Genomic DNA, 19075 nt, shown 5'->3' on the forward strand with positions numbered 1-19075 from the left:
TTCGGGAACAAGGGGGAGTTGCCCGGCAAAAGTGCCGTCAGCCCCGAAAATGGCAAGATCTCACCATAATTCAGGAAGATAGCGTTTCGTAGAAGCATAAGCTGAATTCTGTTGACGGGGAGGCGAGGTTTTCATACAAGGCTGAAAACAGAGAGCCTGTTGTTGTCACCTGAGGCATTGCGCGGGGAGACTCCTTGTCAGGATCGGAAGCGGGGGTGAAGCCGGCAACGAGCAGATCGCGAACAATCTGAAAGCCTTGTAATCTGTTTTAATCCGTCTTGACAATACAAGTCCAGGGGAGGCAGAGAAATGTATTGCCGCGAATTCGCTTTAGAGCAATTAGAGGAGAGGATCGTTCTGGACGCTGCAGTAGTTGACACTCATGATGTTCAGGACAATGCATCTGATGGCACTCAAGTGGACAGTCTAGGCTGGGTTTATGTAAGTAACGGGTGGTGGTACAACAACGATGGAGGAGGCTGGTGGTACAACCAGTATAGCACTTGGTGGTGGAACGAATATACCGACTGGTGGTATATGAACGCGAGCGGATTCGATTGGTGGTATCACGGGACATACGAATATTTTGCAAACGAGCATAGCACCGGAGCGTGGTTTTGGTACGACGCCGCCGATGACTATACATGGGAGCCGGTAGGAAGGTGGTTTTATTCCTCCGACGGTTACTGGGAGTGGAGTGATTTCAGTAATCACGTCTATTTATCCTATTATGATTACACTTATTTGTCCGACGACTACTACCTGTACAATGAACTCACCTATTCCAACCTGGCAACATGGTACATGTATCCGGGAAGCGACAACTGGTGGAGCGGTGGCGCATTGTGCGTGGCCGTTGCAGATAATTCGGACGACTGGATGGTGCAAGCGCTGGACTATGCCAACCTGGACGTCGTATGCATGGAATTCGATTTTGAATATGACTCTTTTAGTGAGATTGTGAGCTCTATCGGTTGGGTCTCCTGGTTCTACGGGACTACGATTGATTATTTGGCCATTCTGGGCCATGGGTATACTTCAGGAGACGGAATGTGCATAGGAGATTGGATTACTACCGATAATTATTGGTATTTCTATTCCGATTTCGTGGAGTTGAGCTCGTATATGGACTATTACGGGCAAATTCAGCTCTATCACTGTTATGTCGGACAAGCATGGGACATGCTCGATGATATTGCCGATTGGACCGATACTTACATCTTCGCCAATACCGATAGCACCGTATATCACTATCCCACCGGTTCATTCTGGATATCAGATGGAGATGACAGCACATTAACATTTGAGTACAAAAGCTATTATTACGCTAACTACGTCAACCTTTTCACATGGGATTATTACTAATCACTCACATTCTTCAACGCGATGGGGCTGCTGAAAAGCAGCCCCAGGTTTGAAGAATGGTACTTGCTTGTATTAATCGGCATAATGTTCGGTTTTCTGCACGCCCTCGGCTTTGACACGTTCCAACGTTTCTCGCAAAACCGTGAATACATTCTCCCGGATGTCTCCGGCTACGACAATGTAAAGCAGATCGTCACCCACGCGTAACTCACCTTCCATAGCCTGTATTGCCACAGCCACAATCCCCGGCTGCGACTCTGCCCATTTTCGGATATTTTCGATAGAGGTATAATTCGGCGCGACTTCCATGCCGGTCACGGTTCGCCCATCGGAACGGGCAAATTCCCGTACAATTCCATTATGGCATAGGATCATGCCCGCACGACCGATATGAGGATGCGCTTTCACTTCAGCGATCAAATGCTCCAGGGATTTACGATCAGGCACAATTCCACCTCTCTTGTTGGTTCTTGGTTGAGGATTTGCAGCGCGTATTCAGGGCGTAACCGTGTCCAGGGTTTTCATGAGGAGCCGTCCATTGTCCGATAGCACCCCCATGTTCTCGTAAAAGACATCCTGGACCGAGACGCCGGCTCCATGATACGTCTCGTTTGCCTGCTTGTCAGGCACCAGTGATGCGCCATTCAGCGACAGACCGGCAAAAAGTCCTTTGGATTGCGAATAAGAGAGGATTCCCGATTCGAAGCGCACGTTCGTTTCCGCGGACGCTTCCCTTCCAACAGGACCTGCAGCAACGGAGATATCCGCACCGAGGATGAACCCTTCTTCCAGGAGTCGCTGCACGCTCGCTTCCGTCATGAGCAGAAGGATCAGGTCCGTTGATTGTGCACCAAGCTGAAAACCGAGACTGCCTCCCTTGATGTAGAAGAAAGCAGGTCTGCTCCAAAGGCCGGTGTTTTCATCGCGTCGCAGGACTACACCTTGGCCGTAACTTGCGCCGACCAACAGTCCTACCTTGATGAGTCCGGGAAAGACCGCAATTCCTCTGCTTCGCTGCAGGAGATCTCGCGGGATCCCCCGATCGGGCATCTCCAGCGCATTCTTGAGCGCCAGATTGCATACTGCAATGCGCTCATCCAATTCCTGGAAAGAAGCAGCCGACGTTTCGGTGCCCAGGAAGAGCAACAGCGTACCTGCAAGTATCCAATTCCCGATGGTCTTCATGAATAATCCCAAATCTCTGACTTTAATGCTTGAAAGCCCTCTGATTGGTAAACATCATCGTAACCTTGGGGTTTGCCTGATTGCATGCCTCGATGGATTCAAAGTCACGGTCCGATCCTCCGGGATGCACAATTGCGGAAACACCCTGTCTGATTCCCACGTCTACGCCATCTCTGAACGGGAAGAACGCGTCGGAAACCATGACCGAACCCGTAAGCCCGGCCTTGTGTTCGTTCGTTTCAGCATCCAATTCAGCTCGAATGTTCGCATCTGCCATTTCATTGTACGGTACTCCGTGCCGCTCGAAACAGAGTCGATCACGGTATTTGACATAGGCTTTGAAGACCGCTATTTCAGCAACTCCGACACGGTCCTGTTCGCCGGTTCCAATGCCCACCGTACAGCCGTCCTTTACGTATAATACTGAATTGGAAGTTACTCCCTGTTCCACTGCCCAGCCGAATACCATGTCATCGAGCTCGCGTTGTGTGGGGGGGCGCTCTATGGTGTAGTCCGTGCCTTTGTATGTGGTCCTGGCAGGAATCAGGTCTTTTGACGAGCGAATCGCGTTTACGGCAGACTGCTGAACAATTATGCCGCCGTCCATGAGCGATTTGAATTCCACGAAACGTCGTGAGACATAATCGTGCAGTCTGTCCATGCGAGGAACTGTCATGATGCGGAGGTTCTTTCGTTTGGCTAGAATCTCCACAATTCCTTCTTCATAATCCGGAGCCGCCACCACTTCGAGATAATTTGCTGCCACAAGCTGTGCAGTTTCTTTATCAACAGGACGGTTGAAGACCGCGGCCCCTCCGAATGCTGCGATCCTGTCAGCAACATCAGCTTTGTGATACGCAGCGGCCAAACGCGTATCAATGGCAACTCCTGATGGATTGTTGTGCTTCATTATGGAGCAGGCCGGAGTGGCCATCAAGAATTTCAGGATATTCAGAGCATTGTCCACATCGGTGAGATTAGTTTTGCCCGGATGTTTTCCAGCCTGGAGCATCTCTTTTTCCGTTATGGCACTGACCAGGCCGCCTCCCGGTTCTATGAACTTGCAGTCGCCGAGAAGAAGGTTGCCGCTGACCAACTCATACAAAGCCGCCTCTTGACCGGGATTCTCTCCGTAACGCAATCCTTTCTCGACAAGATCGCCGGAGGAATCGGGGATTTTCCAGGTTTGCTTTCGATATTCGAGTTGCTGATCTCCGAAGATGATTTTCATAGTATCCGGAAAATGGTCATCCATCACGGTCCGATATTTGCTCTTCATATCTTCCATGTACTGTCCTCCTTCAGCACTGCGGAGCATTTATGCATTTATACGCAACTCTATTGTCAGGCGAGTGCAGGGGAATCTAGCACGATTTTTGTCGAGGCACAAATGAATCGAACCTTCAGAAACCGTGGCGTTCGTCATCTTCCGTGACAGAAGGCAATGTGATAATCTCATTTAACAGGGATTAATTTACACCAATGCGCTATCATACGAGTAATATCCCGAAGCCGATCGATTGCCGACTCCGGCGGATCTCCTCCGCTACGGACGGCGCAGCCTGACTTCGCTTCGGAGACCCACCGGAGCCGGCTTCAGCATTGTCACTTCATAGCGCATCGGCATTAAATGTACCATCCCGCAGTCCCGACAACTATTTCTTGGAGCATCACGTGACTTCCCGTACCCTTGTTTCCTGGTTGGCTGTGTTTGTAGTCGGTTTCATTGCAGGTGTCGTTTTTTCCGCTTGGAAACTCGATGTTGCTACTCCCCCAACCCGACAACCTCCTCATGCGACCGAGCAGCCTGGCGGTGCAGAATCCGAACTGAAAGCCAGAATTTCAGGTCTGGAAAAGATGCTCGCCGTCCGACCAAACGATGCCGATGTGCTCGTGCAATTGGGGAACGACTATTTTGATCTGGGGAACCACGAGAAAGCGGTGGATTACTACCGGAGATCGCTCGAAGTGAACCCTGGCAATGCCGACGTGTGGACGGATATGGGAATAAGCCTAAGAAAGCTTGGCAAGCCGCAGGAATCGGCAGATGCCTTCAGGAAGGCACTTGAAGTCGACCCGAACCATCCCATGGCGTTGTTCAATCTCGGCATAATCCTGAGAGACGACCTCAAAGATTATCCGGGAGCACTAAAAGCCTGGGAAACCTTTCTGGAAAAGGCAGGCGACAGTCCCCATGCCGTCATGGTTCGACCCTGGGTGAACCAACTTAAAGAACGCCTGAAATCCCAAGGGCAGCAATAGCTTAAGGAGTTTTGAAAAAGAAAGCCGCAACTCTTCAATGTTGTACCAGTAAATGGTTGTATCATTCGCTTCTAAGTGTGATACCACTGAGCCTTCATGCGAGTAATATCGGGAAGCCGATCGGTTGCCGGCTCCGGTGGATCTCCTCCGCTACGGACGGCGCAGCCTGACTTCGCTTCGGAGACCCACCGGAGCCGGCTTCAGAATTGTCACTTCTTTGATAGCGCATTGGGACGGAAATCAGATCGGGACGGAGCTTTCGCTCGTACAGTCAGCTTGGACGAACGAACGGACACTCAATTCTCGACGAGACGGAAAATAAGAAATTCTGTGAGAGCGGCCAATCCGTGAGTCGGCATGTAATTGCTCGCGGACACATCGTATAGGATCTTGCTGAAAGGAGGAAATTCGGAGTCTTCCCTCCAATGGACCAGCGCAATCGGTAATTTGGGGAAGAATCGAAAAAAGAAAGCCTCGTCACCGAGATCTGCCGAGATTCCAGCCCATTTCATAGACCGCGCAATCTTCTCATCCCTGGGGAGTGCAAAGAAACGGCTCAGCATTTCGTCAGTAGATTTCGCAAAATGGGCTCCCATGACCGCGCCGTGCCTCAAGGTCCTGCAATCGATCCATTCGCCCACGACGCGGACCGTTGTACCGAGATTTTTCGCGGCAGCTATCAAGTGCTGCAGTACAAGCACCTTCATGGGCAATGTGTCGAAAATCTTGTGCTGTGCCCTGATGCGATACGGAAGAAGATCCAGGACAAACCAGCTCTGGAGAAAAGGAATGACGATTTTCGGGACGCCTTCTCCGACGTACTGAGCTTCAGATTGTTCGGCAATCGTTAAGGGATCTATACTCTTTATTTTCTGCATTAACAGCTCGTAAGCCTTATTCAACTCCTCCACATTCTTGCCGGAGACTTCTCGCTCCAACCACATGGTGTATTCATCAGGAGCCATTCCATCCTCATCAAGAAACAAATCGGCGAGATATTGGAGACCGGATTGCCTGTTTGCACATATCCGTGAAAACGGATACTTCCGGAGCGCAACGCAACCCCGATTTTTATATCGAAAATATCACCAAAAGAAAAGCCCTCCGTAGAGGGCTCATCCGATCAGTTGCGAAAGTGCAGACTATAGGAAAAGAAGCGGAGGATTCTGTCCGCCGCGTATTATCTTACATGTAGGGTATGGCGAAATTCAGTGACATTTTGCCACCAAGGGTCCATGAGGATCGATGCACTGAGACATTGTAGTCAGCCTCCAATCCACCGGGATTTGTGGTGAGGTCCAACTGGGATTTTCCCTGAGCCAAGTTGTAGCGTCCAAATACGCCGAAATCGGCCATTCCACCGACCTTCCATCCATATTCGCCAAAAAACTCGAGGAAATATCCGCCTCTCCAGTTGGAAGTGGCTTCAAGACTGGTTCCAGCGACGTTTTCTCGGTACTTGAGAGTGCCGACGAGTGTGGGAATTCCCACAATACGGAACACCAGGTTACTGCTGACGTATTGGAGACCTACGAGCGGAATCACGTTGTAAGTAGTAACATTGGCGGTATCTGTGGGTAAAAAGAATCCCAAGCTTCTGTCATCGAACTTGGTAGTAAACTCATCGTATCGAACACCAGCCAACAATTGTCCATTGCCGCTTCCAAAAGCGAGTAGTCCGTCAACAAACCACCACTGGGTTTTGGTTCCCCAATTCGTATCGGCGGCAGTGGTCCCAAGCCTATACTCTTCCTGTGCGCGCTCGTTTGAGGGTATCAAATACCATCCCGAGGCCACAAGGGAGCAGTATTCACTGAAAGGAACAGTCTGAGTGAGGCCCAGCCAAAGCCCCTTCAGCGGGTACCTGTGATTTATCTCAGTAACACCCAACAGCACATTTGCAGGATTATCTGCTGTTACATTGATCCTCGCACCGTTATGGTCTTCCATCCAGCCCACATAAAACGCGGTCCCTGCAGCTAGTGCAGGAGGATCACACACGGGCCCGCAGGACGACGGGGCCCCGCTTCCGAAAAATCCGGTAAAAGGTGCAGGCAATCCCGCCCCGAGGAACGCCTCGGCGTTTATTGCGGATAGCCCCATAATCAGTGATAAAGCAATGAAGAGAACAGCGACACGTTTCATATTCATATCCTCCTGAAAACCAAGACAGAGAAGCCATCCTCCGTCTTCCAGAGAGAAGGCTCATCCTTTAACCAAAAAATATGCGAATGTACGGTTTGTAGGATAAAAATTTCTCTCTGTCAAGTAATTAAGGCTGGAAGGCATTGTTTTTACAGAATATTGCAGCATATTAACCGCTACGCTACGCGCGTCATAGTGATGGATGGACTATTGCAGCTAACATTAGAATATAATGTAATAAAATGGACTGTATTTGAGTGCAAAAGTGAAATTCTCTCCTGACAGAAACGTCCTGTTCCGGTGTTCGGGAAAGCAACGCGGTACCAGCGCGCACCCCATTCCTGTGGACATTTTTTCGCATTTTGATTGGATAGACTTGTGATTGCTGTCTAAAGAGTAGCTATATAAAATTGATATGTTGTAGATAAAACTTAAAGCAATTATGACAAAATTACTATAATTTTCATTGTTTGACAGTGATATCATCTTTATGTTACAGTCTATTTCACGCAAGCAATACTTTTGAGTCTCGTAAAGAAAGGCGTATATCGTTCAGGCCTTTCTCTTGAAGCTCGGGCTGCTTTCGTCAGCCATCGAGCTTTTATGTCTCCGGATTCATCCGGTTATTAAGGATGGGGTATGTTTAAACAGCGAGTCGTTCTCGTCTCTCTGACACTGTACGTGTGTCTTCTGGGTTCCGTAGCGTCATCTCAGGAAATCTATCCTCAGCCTGGCTTTTCGAGCCGTTTTGGGCTGGCCAAGCTTCTGAATAGTTTTACTTCGTATCAGTTTCCGAATCCTTTTCCGCCACAGCAGGATCCTCTGAGCAGACTGGAATTTCCTATCGATCAGTGGTTTGCGGGATTGACCAGTGTGTATGTGGCTCCATCCTGGGAATTAAAAGGTCAGATTTGGACCAATCTCAATCGTGAAAGCAGCCTCATGATGCAGGACAGCGATTGGGATGATGATGCGGCTCCGAATCAGAAAACGATTTTCAGCGAATCGAAGTGTCGCTTGAATCGCGGTATGTTGGTAGATATATCCTGTTCACTGGGCATCTTACCGAATTCTTTTTTAGTAAGACCGATCGGTGGATACAGGTATCAACATTTCTTCTTCACGACACATGACGGGTTTCAAGCCGCGCTTTCCGGTGACGCCTTCGAGCTTCCCGGTGATGGAATCGACTTCCGACAATCTTTCCATCATGGGTACATAGGAGGCATATACCGGACAAATCTTGGTATGGTTTCTCCTTTATTGGCTCAAACGTATGCGGAATTTCAGGCGGATTATGCGCTCGTAGTTGCCAAGAACGAAGACTTGCACCTGCTCCGATCTGGTGACCACGTGACTATGGACAATACCCGCGGTCATTGTTGGCACATCTCTGCAGCATGGGAATTCCTGTTTACCAACGACGTTCGAGGTCGTGTCACAGGGGATTTCAAAAGGCTCGTGACGGATGGAGACCATCGTCTCAAAAACAGTCTGTTTGCTCTCGATTTCTCTTTCGGTGGCTCCCACGTGTGGTCGGATCAGTTTTCACTTCTCGGTGAAGTGGTGTGCTCTTTCTGATGCCGATTCGCTTTTCTTCTCATAATCTGGGAGGCTTGAGGCATCCTTCGCTCCGGACGACGCAAAGCCGTCTGATCACTCCGCTCAGAACACCTCAAGCCTGCGCTATCTTATATGCATAATTTCGAAATGGTATGAGGCCACTTTCCACAGATCGACAGGGACCGCAGCTCCATCGCCACTACCGTTGGGATTTCCGGCTAACGTCTGGCACCCACCCTGATTTCGCTTTTGATAGCAGGGCTGTGCTGTTCCACAACATTTGCGGAAGACGTTCCTCGCTTCGATCTCAACGACAATGTATGTTGATCCAATAACTATACCGATTCTCGAAAGTAATCACGGATTGTGAAGAGCAGTTCCCAGCAATTGGTAGCGCCGGCCTCCGTGCCGGCGAACAATTCACCAAACAAAGCAATAAGTTATCGCCGGCAGGGACGCCGGCGCTACTGATTCTTCCCATTGCAGGCATTGGATTCCGTCAAGACTTTCGATAACAGCTATAATATCAATTTGCCTCCTTTGCCCCAACTTGGCCGGCACGGAGAGACTGTCTCAAAGTTCCTAAACGTTTAGGATGTGGGCAAGCAGAAAAGATCGCACCAGAACGACTCGACAGTGAACAACGAGAATCCTTTTGGTCCTCATGGTTAATGGGATCTTAACACATGTCATTGCGAGCGAAGCGAAGCAATCGCCTGAAATTAGGCGCCTGAGTCCCAGGCGATTGCCACGTCGCTGCGCTCCTCGCAATGACAACAATGAAACTGCTGAATGTACAATCCCCATACTCTTCGCGCTCACGTGCTTACGCCTATGCGCTTGCCCAAACTATCCAAGATATAACCGTTTAGGGCGCTGCTTTCTTGCGAAGGACCCTTGATCTTGTTTATCTGTAGGTAATATCAATGAGCGTCCAAAGAAGTGACATTGGATGAAGCCGCCCTGGCAAATCTCCTCCGCTACAAACGGCGCAGCCTGACTTCGCTTCGGAGACCTGCCAAGGCCGGCAAATGAACCAGCTTCTTCTCATTGGTATAACAAGAGGCGCGATTCGAAAGACGAAAAGTGTATGAAGAACGCCACATAGAAGCTATTCTGTTGTTGCGAGAGGAGAACTTGGAACTGACGAGAAACTAGAAATATATTGCTACGTCAACACTGAACAATTTCCAGACGGAATTGAATTCCCAATTCTGGAATGTTTCCGGATTGGCCGTATCTATGCTCGAAACGCCTGAGAATTTCAGGTAAGCCTTTTCAAAAGAGAGTTTTGCAGAAACATCGAATCTGTAGATCTGAGGACGAAAAACGAGTGATGCCCCCAGGGAACTGTAAGAAGAGGCTTTTCGGTACGGGAGTCGGAAAAATGCTTCCACATGCATGGGGAAGCCGAGAATGTCCGGAGGCATATAGCGAAAATACGCACCCCAGTTGATCGGTCGCTCTCCCTTTATGTCGATCAACTCTATATTCGGTGGAACATATGGATGCAGTATGGCTCCACGGAAATATGGATCGATAAAGTAAAAATCGCCGCCTAACCCGATTGAAAGCCAGTTGAACTGAACAAGGTCGAAATCTGCACCAAGATTGAGACCTGTAAAATCGAATTTACCTGATTTAGCGAGATACGTGCGAGCATCGAAATTTTCATACGCGGCGCGTAGCCCGAGTCGCCAGAGCCTTAGTATCGCTTTTACCTGGTATTTCAGCGGGCTACCATCCAGAGTATCTTGTCCTTGGGACGCATCGGGATCGTATCTGATCAGGTCAAAGGTACCCAGGGAACTATTCAGGGTGGCTTTGTCAAATTTAGCAACCCCTACTCCAGCGCCAATCTCACTCCGAAACGAATTGCACCAACCGCCCACAGGAAAGATCGGACCTACGACACTCTCAAGGGAATTAAGAGAGAATAGACCATTCGCCCCCCAAGTTTGGGCATGGCTCGTCGTCGAGTTCGTGCAGGCCACGAAAGCAAAGAGCAATATCAGGATTGCTTTACCAAGCAGACGAGTGCGGAGTTGGATCATGCAGCCCTTCAAATACAGTCAATAAAAAATCCAGCAGTGCGTATTTAATCACAGAAAAGGTGCTAGCGTCAAGCTCTTTCCGTTATAGGAGAAAATGCATAAAACGCGGTCAAATTGAAAGCTATACTCATCATACCGCTTTGTATGCAACGCAATATGTATTGTTTATTCTCTTATTGCCTTACCGCGGGTTATAAATGATATGCCGAGACCAGATCTGGTTGTTATCATGACACATTCTATCATGGGAATATTCACATCTTGTGCAGCATTCCAGCGCACTATGAAGTTGGCACCCGATCCCCCTTCCGTATTCATTTCCGGCACGATATGCTCCCACGTGGCGAGAGGCCCGAGATCGAAGGGTTTCTTAAGCGCCTTGTTGATCAGCTTTCCCTGAGAATCGAAATAATCGACGCTCGCTATGGTTACTGCTTTGTGGGGGTCGGTATTCCTCACGCTGAGTAGAGCGGTCAGGTTAATAGGTATGCTCTGGGGAGTTCCGTAGATATGTGAATACACAGGAACGTACACGGATTGTCCCGAGGACATTTCAGGCTCAGCCATCACGGGACAGGCAAAACACATTACCGCGATCGATAACACGATCAGATATGAGGCACTTTTCATCGTGAACTCCATCTCCTTCAATTATAGCGATTACCAAAAATTTTGACGTTTATCCCATGCTCCAACACAAGATACTGGTGGGGACCGGCGTCCCTGCCGGTCCATTCTATCGATATCATTGATCATATAGATGTGCCGGCACGGAGGCACGGCACCCATTGATTTTCAAGAATCGGTTTTCGCAATTGGACAAAAATTCTGACATTTACTATAAGCTTCAGATACCATTTCTGTACCTGAAAACAAAAAATCCCGGATTCTACCCGGGATTCTTTGATGAGTCTTCATGGACAGCAATCAGATCAAGCCTTTCTTGGCCAATGCTGCTTCAGGAGAAACAATATGCCGTTTGAACCATTCTCTGACTCTGGGATGCTGCAAGGCAACCCCAATGAGTTCCGTCACGTACAGGATGGGAACATGGTAGACCTGACCGGTTTCTTTCGTGATATCCGCCTGTCTGGTGTCCAGGTTCGCCTGGCACATGGGACACATGGTCACCAGCGCATCCGCTTCCAATAGCTTTGCCATGTCCAGAAGTTTACGAGAAAGCTTCAGCACGAGATCCGTACGAGTCAGCGCCAGAGAACCTCCGCAGCAGTCGGTTTTGTACGGCCAGGAAAGCACTTCCGCTCCCAGGGCCTCTAAGATGTGGTCCATCTGCATGGGATTCTCGGGGTCCTCGGGTTCCACCACTTCCACCGGCCGTACAGCTAGGCATCCGTAATAGGGTACCACGCGTAGCCCTTCCAGAGGCTTGCTTACCCTCTCTTTTAATCGGGAAAGGACTGCATCCATATGGAACAAATCCAGACCTGCGAGAATCTTGATCTCTCCCTTGAACGGGAACCGGTTCCGCAGCGCTGTTTCTTCCATCATGCGCTGGGATGCGGCTTTCATCCGAACATGGCATCCCGCGCACGGTGCCACCACATCATTGCCGAGCCGCTCGGCTGTCATGAGGTCACGCGCTGGAAGAGCCGCTTCAAGATAATGATCGACCATGTGAGCAGAAGATGCTCCGCAGCAGGTCCAATCCGGGATCTCGCGAAGCGTTACGCCCAGGCGCTCTGCGGAACTGCGGAAGGACTCGTCCAATTCCTTCGCGGACCCTGTGAGCGTGCATCCGGGATAATAGCTGAATTCCATTGTCCGTCCTCTGGATAAGTTGACCGGGCAGTGAGTACCCGGAGAGATTTCCAATTCGATCCTGACCCTTATTTAAAGGAAGAAGCCTTGAACACTTCTTTTACTTCGCTCTGATGGCCTGACCGATGGGGCAGGATATGCATCTTGCCCTTGCGGAACATCTGCCACCCAAGTTCCATATCATTGAAGTACGTTTTGGTCTTCATCTTGTACATGCCGATGAGGGTAAGCTCGTGAACTCGGCCGAACATACGGATAGTCTTCATGAATATCTGGTGGAATATCGGAACCTGGGGTTCACGGGTGCTGATCTTCTTGCGAATAACTTCATGCCTGATCGGATCCAGAAGGGACGGGTACGTCGATGCCGTTGGGACATCTCGCGCCGCAGGTGTGGCAGGACAGGCACAGCCATATGCTCTTGGAATCCACAATGCGATCATGATTCCCCAAAACCGCAAGCCTCACCAGTTGATGGGGAAGAATATCCATTTCCGGAGCCATAGGACATCCGGCAGAACATTTCCCGCACTGATAACACTGATTGATTACCGACAGCAGATCTCCAGCGGGACTCGATACTCGCCCCGATTGATAGGTGCCACCTTGCTGCATATTTATCTCCTGTGAACGCTTTGCTTCCGGAGAAATCCTGCGGGCCGCCGTTCGACCTGCAGGAAATCTGAAGCACTATTGCACGCTATTTTATGAGGCAGAATCCAGAAGAGCGTCGATCTCCTGGAATACCTGATCGTCTCTGAAATGCTGAAGTTCGATTGCCTTACCCGGACATACCGAGGAGCAAATTCCGCATCCCTGACAAAGTGCGGGAACAATTTCCGCCACATGGTCTTCATTGATGCGCGGAGCCCCATACGGACACAATCTCACGCATGTGAGGCACACAGCGCATTTTGTGCCGTCCACCTTGGAGATAACGCCGGGGAAGGTCATCTCGTCCTTGCTCAGAAGGATTGCCGCCCTCTGTGCTGCGGCTGTGGCCTGGGCGATGGATTCGTCAATCGGCTTCGGATAGTGCGAAAGTCCGGCAAGAAATACGCCTTCAGTGGTAAAGTCGACCGGTCGCAGTTTCATGTGAGCTTCAACAAAATAGCCGTACGAGTTTACCGTGACTTTGAACAACTGTCCGAGCTGCTTATTGCTTTCACCAGGATCTATCGCCGCTGCGAGGACCAGGAGATCCGCGGGAACTTTGATATCTTCATCGAGCACGGGGTCGTGGATCGTGATCTTCACGGAATCGCCCGCAGCTTCGGCTGCAGGTTTATTCTCCGGATCGTATCTCACGAAGATGGTTCCGGCTTTGCGGGATTCTGCGTAGTACTTTTCCAGCAGTCCGTATGTGCGGAGATCGCGATACAGTATGTACGTTTTGGCATTCGGGTTTATCTCTTTGAGCCGTTCTGCCAACCGTACCGAGCCTGCACAGCATATCTTCGAGCAATACGGGCGTTCATCGCAGCGCGAACCGACACATTGGATAAAGACAGCATTCTTGACGTCCTTGAGCTTCGGATCGCCTGCCAGAATGCGCTCTTCCAACGTATGCTGAGTCACTACTGCCGGATGTTCGCCGAACAGATATTCCGTCGGTTTGGACTCCCTTGCGCCGGTTGCGATGATTGCGGCACCGAATTCCACATCCTGGGCCTGACTTCCGTTATTCACTTTCCCTTTGAAGTGGCCGACGTGACCGGACAAATCCGAGAAGTCCGAGTTCGTGAAAACCTTGATCTTGGAATGTGACTGCACCTTGGTGGCCAGTTCGTTGACGAACGGCTGCACGGGCTCGCCGTGAATGGTCTTTTCAATCGACAGTGCGTTGCCGCCCAGCTTATCGGATTTTTCCACAAGGAAAACCTCGAAGCCCTGGTCGGCCAGATTGAGAGCCGATGTCATACCCGATACACCGCCGCCGAGGACCAGTGCATTGTGGCAGACTTCCATTTTTCCCTTTTCCAGGGGAGCAAGGAGTCGAGCACGGGCAATAGCCATTCTGGCAAGGTCCATTGCTTTGAGGGTTGCCTCTTCTTTGTGCGATGCATGCACCCAGGAACACTGGTCCCGAATGTTCGTCATGGTAAAGAGATAGGGATTCAGGCCGGACTTTTCCATGGTGAGCTGGAACATCGGTTCATGGGTCCTCGGACTGCACGCGGCAACCACGAGGCGATTCAAACGGTTTTCTTCTATGATCTTAAGGAACTGTTCCTGAGTATCCTGAGAGCAGGTAAACAGACGCTCTTCCGCGACGACTACGTTGGGTAGATTCTTGACGTGCTCCACGACTCTGGGAACATCCACGGTATTAGCGATGTTGATTCCGCAACGACAGATGAATACGCCGATGCGAGGCTCTTCTTCAGAAATGTCTCGTTGCGGCGGGAATTGAATCTTCGTGGTCATGGTGTTCCGGGCTGACGCCAGGAGTTTTGAAGACGCTCCTGCAGCAGCAGAGGCTTCCATGACGGTCTGCGGAATATCTTTCGGACCCTGGAGCATACCGGCAACGAAAACACCCGGTCTGGTGCTCTGCACGGGATCGAATGAGGTGGTCGCGCAGAATTTGGACTCGTTCAACTCCACACCAAGTTTCTCGGCAATGATTCGGGATTTGTCGGATGTCTTGAGCCCCACTGCGAGAACTACCATGTCGAAGTTTTCCGTGTGCAGCTTCTGATTGTCGTCCAGGTACGTGATATTCAGGTTATGAGTGATGGGGTCTTCGACAACCCGGCTTATCATTGAGCGGATGAATCGGACACCACCCTCGTTCTTTGCTCTTTCGTAATAGGCATCGAAATCCTTGCCGTATGCACGGATATCCATATAGAAGATGGTCGGTTCGATGTTGGAATCGTGCTCTTTGGCTATGACGGCTTCTTTGATGGATGCCATGCAGCAGATAGAGCTGCAGTGCGGCATACCTTTTTGAGCATCTCTCGATCCGACACACTGAATCCATGCAACTTTATTTGGGTGATGACCGTCTGAAGGCCTCTTCACCTCACCGGCATTGGGACCGGAAGCCGATAGCATCCGCTCGAATTCCATATTGGTGAGCACATTCGGTGCAGTCCCGTATGAATATTCACCCCGGATCTTGTCGGGATTGATCATGTCGTAACCGGTGGAAAGAATGATCGTTCCCACATTCACTTGGAGGAGCTGATCTTCCATTGTGTGGTCAATAGCCTCTGCAGGGCAGGCTTTCACGCATTCCATACACTCCGAACAGACGCCGCAGTTGAGGCAGCGGTTGGCCTCGCGAAGTGCTTCTTCTTCAGGGAATGCGAGTTCGACTTCGCGAAAACCCTTGCGCTCGGAAACATGGATTTCCGGGTTCTTGGCTCGGGCTTCGGGTCGGATATTCGGAATGGGAGGATACTCGGGATTTTCCACGCCGGTCCAAGGGCGGCCTTCGAACATGTCCTTGCCCTGAATAAACCGAGCTATGGATTCCGCAGCCTGTTTGCCGGCGGCAACCGCTTCCACCACCGTTGCAGGGCCGGTTCCGGCGTCACCGCCTGAGAACACGCCTTCCATTGAAGTGGCGTAGGAGATAGGATCCACGGCAATGGTGTTTCTCCTGGTGGTCTTGAGATCCTTCACGCTATCCCACAGTGCCGGATCGATGATCTGACCGATCGCAGGAATTATGGCATCCACGTCTATGACAAACTCTGATCCCTGGATGGGGACAGGTCTTCTTCGACCGGAATCATCTGGCGGGCCCAGCTCCATTTTGATGCATTTGATACCGGTCACTTTCCCTCCGGCCGAAACCACTTCGACCGGCGCACAAAGGAACTGTATCTTCACGCCTTCTTCAATGGCTGCATCCACTTCTTCCTTGAAAGCAGGCATCTCCTGCCTGGAACGTCTGTACAGGATGTGGACGTCGGCTCCGAATCGTGAAAGAGTGCGGGCTGCATCTATGGCAACGTTACCGCCGCCGATGACCGCAGCCTTCTTGATACCGTTATACGAGGTGCCAAGCGCTGCATTTCTCAGAAAATCGACTCCCTGAATTACGCCATCAGATTCTTCGCCCGGTATGGCAAGATTTGCGCCTTTCTGGCAGCCGACCGCCAGGTAAACGGCCTTGTAACCCTGGTTTTTCAGATCCTCAACGGAAAAATCTTTGCCCAGAGCGTTGTTTGTTTTGGCTTCAACACCGAGGCTCAGGATATGATTGATTTCTTTTTCGAGAACATCTCTGGGAAGTCTATACTCGGGAATGCCGACTCTCAGCCAACCACCAAGGACGGGCGCGGCTTCGAATATTGTCGTTTTATACCCTTCCAGAGCAAGATAGTACGCTGCTGAGAGACCGGCAGGTCCTGAACCGACGATTGCAACCTTTTCATCACGAGGCGTGATCTCCGGAACGGTCAACTGTCCGTAATCGATCTGATCCGATGCAAATCGTTTCAGTTTACAGACGGAGACAGGCTGATCTTTTTCAGCCCGGCGGCAAACACTTTCGCAGGGATGCGGGCAGACTCTGCCCAGGACTCCCGGAAGAGGGAGCTGATTATAAATGAGCTCAATCGCTTGCTTGTATTTGCCCTGGCTTATAAGCTGGACATAACCCTGCACATTGATATGAGCCGGGCAAGCCATTACGCACGGTGCGCGGTCTCCCTTATCAATGACGAAGGTCTGAGGAATGGTCTGAGGAAACAGTCGGTATGTCGCCGATCTCTTGCTCAGTTCCTGGTCAAATTCGTTGGGTACCTTCACGGGGCATACGGACGCGCAGTCTCCGCAGGCTTTACATCGATCTTTTCGGATGTACCGGGATTTCTGGCGCAAGGTTACAGAAAAGTTTCCCTCACTCCCTTGCACATCTTCCAGTTCACTATAGGAGAGAAGTTCTATATTGGGGTTCTGTCCGACTGTAACGAGCTTGGGAGAAAAAATACAGGTAGAGCAATCATTCGTGGGAAACGTTTTATCGAGCTGGGCCATTCGGCCGCCGATTCCGGTCTCAGTCTCAACCAGATACACCTTGTAACCCGATTCCGCGAGGTCTAATGAGGCCTGCACTCCGGCTATTCCGCCTCCTACGACGAGGGCGGCGCCTACCACGTCCTTCGCTTGGGCCATAGGAAATTCACCTTCCGAGAGATTTTTGAAATGCGATGGAATAGTATCTATATTTAGCAGTATCAGCGCGCTGTGTCAATGACTGCAGCAAGTATGTTTGAGCTCGGGTTGTGAGGAAGACGATTTGTCTTGATTCAAGTGGAGAAATGAGGAGATCTGTTTTCTTAAATCACCGATAAATTGCACACTTACGTCGGGTTCCGCCGCGGCCAGCAACGTACAGTTATGAAACAACGGCTCTTCTTCAAGAGGATATCGACTGTTTCCAAGAGCCTGTCCCCACATAAGCGTGCCGGGAATAGGCGAAAATTCGGCCAATTTCGGATACGCTCCTGCAGTTAGGACAATCTCGACATCTTCTTCAATCTGTGCGCTTGATTGGCCGGGAACCCCAACCAGCAGGTACACTCCAATTTGTTCCCTGGAAAAACCGGCATCCCTGAGATTGGTTACTGAGGAAAAAAACGATTGGAGATCGGTTTTTTTTCCCGTTCTGGAGTGAAATTCATCAGACGAACTCTCAAGCCCTATACGAATTGTCTCAAAACCCGCTTTTTTCATTGCCACGGCAACCCGTGAATCGATCCGCGTTGCATGCAATCCATTGGGAGCGTGAATTCTCAGTCCCGGAAGACGTTCGGCAATTTCGTCAAGAATCGGCAGCGCATGACGTTCGGCATTGATGAGAAACGCATCATCGTACAAAGCGATGTCGAGAACATCGTACTTGAGACAGGCGTCTTGGAGTTCGCTGATCACGTCTTCTACGGGACGTTGCAAGTAATTCGAATTCAATGTTCGTGAAGCGCAGTACGTGCATCGGAGCGGACATCCGCGGGACGTGAGCAGCGGAATAAAAGTGACTTTCCTCAGAAGATCCAGTGCTGGCGTGAATTCCAGGCCAGTTGAATCAGATCCGATCTCGGGACGGATTCCGGTACATCGCTGAAGATGTTCGGCGATGGAATGCTCGGCAGGTCCGGGGAGTATCGCATCTGCTCGGATATGCATTTTCGCATGTTCCGGTAGCAGAGATGCGTATATGCCCCCCAGCAAAATAGGCACCTTGGGAAAAACTTCCCGGAGAAGTTGCACAGTCTCGCGCACTCCTGTGTACCAGTAGGTCATGAGGCTCGTCACCAGGATTGCCGCAGGAACCGGAAGGGATTCGAGATCGCGTTTCACAATCTGCGGATCTACGCCATAGCGGGCATAGGTTCTTGGAATGGTTTCGAGGCATGACGGTTTGGCAATCAGTGTCCTGTGGAACGGGCCCCGGCCGAGGGATCGGGATTTCAGAGTGACCATTTCAGGGTGATGCCGATCGAGGCAGTCCAGGAGAGACACGTTCCATCCGAGTTTCCGAAGCCTCGTGGCGAACACGAGCAATCCCATGGGCCGAGCCCACAGATCGAAAGCCGCGAAATCATGTATCCAGGGATTCACCAGGAGGAGCGTGGGGTGTTTCATGTTCGTTTGCGTCCGGTCCATGCATCTGCTAGTGTGAACCGGGTCGATCCCGGAATCAAGTCCCGAACGTCATGCGCTTCCAAGAAATTGTTTGAATTCGGGAATAACTATATTCAGAA

Annotated in this window: 15 protein-coding genes; 3 read left to right on the forward strand and 12 right to left on the reverse strand. The window is 50.5% G+C overall.

Features of this window, described 5'->3' with window-relative positions; genetic code table 11:
- Positions 1-309 precede the first annotated feature (309 nt).
- Positions 310-1365, forward strand: a complete 1056-nt coding sequence (locus DESTI_RS24885; protein ID WP_014812733.1) for a hypothetical protein — start codon at positions 310-312, stop codon at positions 1363-1365.
- A 72-nt stretch (positions 1366-1437) separates the two neighbouring features.
- Here the strand turns inward: DESTI_RS24885 and DESTI_RS24890 are convergent, their stop codons facing one another.
- From DESTI_RS24890 to DESTI_RS24900, 3 genes are read right to left on the reverse strand one after another with little or no spacing between them, the layout of a single operon-like run.
- A complete protein-coding gene (locus DESTI_RS24890) occupies positions 1438-1812 on the reverse strand; it encodes a molybdenum cofactor biosynthesis protein MoaE (RefSeq protein WP_014812734.1) in 375 nt (124 codons plus the stop codon).
- Between the two features lie 48 nt (positions 1813-1860).
- Positions 1861-2550: a lipid-binding SYLF domain-containing protein gene (locus DESTI_RS24895; RefSeq protein WP_014812735.1), complete on the reverse strand. Its 690-nt coding sequence runs from the start codon at positions 2548-2550 to the stop codon at positions 1861-1863.
- 22 nt (positions 2551-2572) lie between these two features.
- On the reverse strand, positions 2573-3838 hold the full coding sequence (locus DESTI_RS24900; protein ID WP_014812736.1) for an AICAR transformylase/IMP cyclohydrolase PurH: 1266 nt from the start codon (positions 3836-3838) through the stop codon (positions 2573-2575).
- 386 nt (positions 3839-4224) lie between these two features.
- Between DESTI_RS24900 and DESTI_RS24905 the strand changes: the two genes are divergently transcribed.
- Entirely contained in the window at positions 4225-4812 is a 588-nt protein-coding gene (locus DESTI_RS24905; RefSeq protein WP_014812737.1) for a tetratricopeptide repeat protein, read from the forward strand.
- A 296-nt stretch (positions 4813-5108) separates the two neighbouring features.
- Here the strand turns inward: DESTI_RS24905 and DESTI_RS29455 are convergent, their stop codons facing one another.
- Both DESTI_RS29455 and DESTI_RS24920 read right to left on the reverse strand, forming a co-directional pair.
- Complete coding sequence (locus DESTI_RS29455) at positions 5109-5777, reverse strand: DUF3786 domain-containing protein (RefSeq protein ID WP_014812738.1); 669 nt, start codon at positions 5775-5777, stop codon at positions 5109-5111.
- Positions 5778-5997: 220 nt separating this feature from the next.
- Positions 5998-6957, reverse strand: a complete 960-nt coding sequence (locus DESTI_RS24920; protein WP_014812739.1) for a hypothetical protein — start codon at positions 6955-6957, stop codon at positions 5998-6000.
- A gap of 639 nt (positions 6958-7596) precedes the next feature.
- Between DESTI_RS24920 and DESTI_RS24925 the strand changes: the two genes are divergently transcribed.
- Complete coding sequence (locus tag DESTI_RS24925) at positions 7597-8538, forward strand: omptin family outer membrane protease (protein WP_014812740.1); 942 nt, start codon at positions 7597-7599, stop codon at positions 8536-8538.
- A gap of 1136 nt (positions 8539-9674) precedes the next feature.
- Here the strand turns inward: DESTI_RS24925 and DESTI_RS24930 are convergent.
- The 7 genes from DESTI_RS24930 to DESTI_RS24955 form a co-directional block, all read right to left on the reverse strand.
- A complete protein-coding gene (locus DESTI_RS24930) occupies positions 9675-10574 on the reverse strand; it encodes a hypothetical protein (RefSeq protein WP_014812741.1) in 900 nt (299 codons plus the stop codon).
- A gap of 165 nt (positions 10575-10739) precedes the next feature.
- Positions 10740-11204, reverse strand: a complete 465-nt coding sequence (locus DESTI_RS24935) for a DUF3124 domain-containing protein (protein WP_014812742.1) — start codon at positions 11202-11204, stop codon at positions 10740-10742.
- Between the two features lie 297 nt (positions 11205-11501).
- Positions 11502-12353 (reverse strand): CoB--CoM heterodisulfide reductase iron-sulfur subunit B family protein, encoded by an 852-nt coding sequence (locus DESTI_RS24940; protein ID WP_014812743.1) that lies wholly within the window; start codon positions 12351-12353, stop codon positions 11502-11504.
- 68 nt (positions 12354-12421) lie between these two features.
- Positions 12422-12619: a hypothetical protein gene (locus tag DESTI_RS29460; protein WP_157212268.1), complete on the reverse strand. Its 198-nt coding sequence runs from the start codon at positions 12617-12619 to the stop codon at positions 12422-12424.
- A 61-nt stretch (positions 12620-12680) separates the two neighbouring features.
- A complete protein-coding gene (locus tag DESTI_RS29465; RefSeq protein WP_052316104.1) occupies positions 12681-12968 on the reverse strand; it encodes a 4Fe-4S dicluster domain-containing protein in 288 nt (95 codons plus the stop codon).
- Between the two features lie 90 nt (positions 12969-13058).
- Positions 13059-17486 (reverse strand): FAD-dependent oxidoreductase, encoded by a 4428-nt coding sequence (locus tag DESTI_RS24950; RefSeq protein ID WP_014812744.1) that lies wholly within the window; start codon positions 17484-17486, stop codon positions 13059-13061.
- A gap of 75 nt (positions 17487-17561) precedes the next feature.
- Positions 17562-18956: a B12-binding domain-containing radical SAM protein gene (locus DESTI_RS24955; RefSeq protein ID WP_169316398.1), complete on the reverse strand. Its 1395-nt coding sequence runs from the start codon at positions 18954-18956 to the stop codon at positions 17562-17564.
- Positions 18957-19075: the final 119 nt, after the last annotated feature.

Origin of the sequence: Desulfomonile tiedjei DSM 6799, assembly GCF_000266945.1 — a bacterium.
Classification (GTDB): Bacteria; Desulfobacterota; Desulfomonilia; order Desulfomonilales; family Desulfomonilaceae; genus Desulfomonile; species Desulfomonile tiedjei.

Excerpts from the sequence above, each read along its gene's own strand:
- DESTI_RS24930 (WP_014812741.1), bottom strand. The coding sequence starts at position 10,574 with ATGATCCAACTCCGCACTCGTCTGCTTGGTAAAGCAATCCTGATATTG.
- DESTI_RS24900 (WP_014812736.1), bottom strand. The coding sequence starts at position 3,838 with ATGGAAGATATGAAGAGCAAATATCGGACCGTGATGGATGACCATTTT.
- DESTI_RS24925 (WP_014812740.1), top strand. The coding sequence starts at position 7,597 with ATGTTTAAACAGCGAGTCGTTCTCGTCTCTCTGACACTGTACGTGTGT.
- DESTI_RS29460 (WP_157212268.1), bottom strand. The coding sequence starts at position 12,619 with ATGAAGACTATCCGTATGTTCGGCCGAGTTCACGAGCTTACCCTCATC.
- DESTI_RS24920 (WP_014812739.1), bottom strand. The coding sequence starts at position 6,957 with ATGAAACGTGTCGCTGTTCTCTTCATTGCTTTATCACTGATTATGGGG.
- DESTI_RS24955 (WP_169316398.1), bottom strand. The coding sequence starts at position 18,956 with ATGAAACACCCCACGCTCCTCCTGGTGAATCCCTGGATACATGATTTC.
- DESTI_RS24885 (WP_014812733.1), top strand. The coding sequence starts at position 310 with ATGTATTGCCGCGAATTCGCTTTAGAGCAATTAGAGGAGAGGATCGTT.
- DESTI_RS29465 (WP_052316104.1), bottom strand. The coding sequence starts at position 12,968 with ATGCAGCAAGGTGGCACCTATCAATCGGGGCGAGTATCGAGTCCCGCT.
- DESTI_RS24935 (WP_014812742.1), bottom strand. The coding sequence starts at position 11,204 with ATGAAAAGTGCCTCATATCTGATCGTGTTATCGATCGCGGTAATGTGT.
- DESTI_RS24950 (WP_014812744.1), bottom strand. The coding sequence starts at position 17,486 with ATGGCCCAAGCGAAGGACGTGGTAGGCGCCGCCCTCGTCGTAGGAGGC.
- DESTI_RS24940 (WP_014812743.1), bottom strand. The coding sequence starts at position 12,353 with ATGGAATTCAGCTATTATCCCGGATGCACGCTCACAGGGTCCGCGAAG.
- DESTI_RS29455 (WP_014812738.1), bottom strand. The coding sequence starts at position 5,777 with ATGGCTCCTGATGAATACACCATGTGGTTGGAGCGAGAAGTCTCCGGC.
- DESTI_RS24895 (WP_014812735.1), bottom strand. The coding sequence starts at position 2,550 with ATGAAGACCATCGGGAATTGGATACTTGCAGGTACGCTGTTGCTCTTC.